Genomic DNA, 2374 nt, shown 5'->3' on the forward strand with positions numbered 1-2374 from the left:
AGAAAAAGTTTGATCAAAACTTTTTCACTTTTTTATTTTTCATTAATTTTTTCATTAATTTTTTCATTTTTTCATTTTTTCATTTTTTTATTTTTTTATAATATTTTCTACCGGCTTTCCCATTTTTCGATAATATTTTCTTAAATTCTAGTATTATCCTAACTAAATTACTTAATGATATTAACATGACATTAACATTTTTTTCAAATTTCATGAAATTTTCAATGATATTATCATGATATTATCATTTTTTGGAAATTTTTGAATTTTTTCTCTAAAATTTTACTTATTTTTTCGGTTTGATATTGAAATTTTTCTATTTTTTAATTTTTAGATAATTTTTACAATTATTTTTAATTTTTATTTCAATTTTAGCAATTTTTTTAAATTTTAATAGTTATTTTTGACTTAAAAAACATAAAGTATTTATATAAGCAAATAGACATATATTATATAATAGGCTTATTTGATGTTTAATTGTTAAATTTCATATGAATTTCTTAATAAAACTCAAAATTAAAAAATTCATATCTTTAATTATTAATTCATTATTCATAGGCTAAAATTTTTAAAAATTAAAGGATTTTGCAATGTTTTAAGTGCATTGACAACAAACATTTTTATTTGATTTATTGAGTTATAATGGTGAAAAAAATGGTAGAAGTTTCAACTCTTTACGATTTGGATATATATACATTAGCAGGACAGTATGTAGGTCAAGTACACGACGTAGTTTTAAATATCAGATACGGAACTATCTCTAGACTTCAAGTAAAAGCTTTAGAACCTGAAAGAAAAAGTGCAGGGTTCAGAGATATCTTTAGAGGAGGATTCCAGTTCGTACCTGAAGAAGAAGTAGGCAGAACCTTCCAAGAAGGCTTACTTAACATTGAGTTTGACAGAGTTACTGCTATTGGCGACATTATGTTAATTGATCCTCAAGACTTAAAAAGACCAAAACCTCCAGTAGCTGGAGAAGAAATGTCTATTCGCCCAAGACCAGAACCTGTTAGAGCAGCTCCGGCAGAAGCTCCTGTAGAAGCTCCTATACCAAAAGCACAATAGTTCTTTAACTAAATATGTTTTTAATCTTTGAGATTTTTACCATATCCTTTGATTATTAGCCTATTTTTTCTAAATGTAGTTTCAGATTAATTAACATATTTATTTTATTTCTCTTTTTTTTCAATTTTTTTCATGAAGCAATTTTCATCATTTTTCTTGTTATTATCAATGTTATTAACAATTTATAATAAATGGTTTACATTTTTTTAATTTTTATTGGAAATCAAAATTCAAACACTTAACTATATTCAATAGGATAGTTTTTTATTTAATAAAGAATAATTATAATTAAGGAAAAATTAATTAAAGAAAATTTAATTAAGGGAAATTTATTAATGAAATTTATTTTAACAGTATACTTTCAAAAAATTTTTCAATTTTTCATATTTGAGGTGAACTTATGATAGTAGGTATTGTAGGATGTGGAGCTATAGCTAACACTATAGTGAATGAATTCATATCCGATAGTGGAATACAAATAAAATATTTCTATGACACAGACATAGAAAGAGCGGAAAATCTTGCACAGATTGCAAATGGTGTTGCTGTTTTAAGATTAGAGGACATGCTGGATGATGTTGATTTGATTTTGGAATCCGCTTCCCCAATCGCTTTAAAGGTCATTGCATTGGATATCCTTGAAAGAGGCATTGATCTGATGGTGATGAGTGTAGGTGCATTGATGGATAGGGAATTCAGAAACAAGGTCAGAAAAACCGCTGAAGAACATAATGCTAAGGTATACGCTCCTTCTGGTGCTATAGTTGGTTTGGATGGTATTAAGGCAGCGTCCATAGGTAAGATTACAGAAGCTTCATTGACTACAAGAAAGGCACCTAAATCATTAGGAAGGGAAGTTGAAGAGGAAGAAGTCCTATTTGAAGGAAAAGCTTCAGAAGCTGTTGAGAAATTCCCAGTGAACATCAATGTAGCTGCATCATTAAGCATTGCCTGCAATATGGATATTGATGTAAAGATAATAGTGGATCCTAAAGTGGACAGGAATGTCCATGAGGTTGTAGTGAAAGGTGACTTCGGAGAATTCAGGACAAGTTCTGAAAACTACCCATTTGCCGCAAACCCAAAAACAAGCATGTTAGCTGCATTTTCAGCTATTAAGCTCTTGAAAAGTTTCGGAGAATGTTTCTCTGTAGGAACATAATTTAATTTATATTTAATAGAATTTTGATTAGAAATCTATAGAATTTAGGTGATTAGATGAAGGATTATGAGATTTATTCAACTATGAAAGTTCCAAAGAACTCCAATATCATCATTCGTTTGGATGGGCGCAAGTTTCATAGTTTAT

The 2374-nt window shown here is 28.3% G+C and carries 2 protein-coding genes; both read left to right on the top strand.

Annotation, left to right across the window (positions count from 1 at the left end):
- Positions 1-654: 654 nt before the first annotated feature.
- Positions 655-1065 carry a PRC-barrel domain-containing protein gene (locus Q0409_RS02970; RefSeq protein ID WP_298534904.1) on the top strand — a complete coding sequence of 137 codons (411 nt, stop codon included), beginning with the start codon at positions 655-657 and terminating at the stop codon, positions 1063-1065.
- A gap of 400 nt (positions 1066-1465) precedes the next feature.
- Positions 1466-2227, top strand: coding sequence for an aspartate dehydrogenase (locus Q0409_RS02975; protein ID WP_298534906.1), 762 nt, complete (start codon positions 1466-1468; stop codon positions 2225-2227).
- Positions 2228-2374: the final 147 nt, after the last annotated feature.

Origin of the sequence: uncultured Methanobrevibacter sp., from assembly GCF_937898925.1 — an archaeon.
Classification (GTDB): Archaea; Methanobacteriota; Methanobacteria; order Methanobacteriales; family Methanobacteriaceae; genus Methanobrevibacter.

Coding starts and splice junctions, on each gene's coding strand:
- Q0409_RS02970 (WP_298534904.1), top strand. CDS start 655: ATGGTAGAAGTTTCAACTCTTTACGATTTGGATATATATACATTAGCA.
- Q0409_RS02975 (WP_298534906.1), top strand. CDS start 1,466: ATGATAGTAGGTATTGTAGGATGTGGAGCTATAGCTAACACTATAGTG.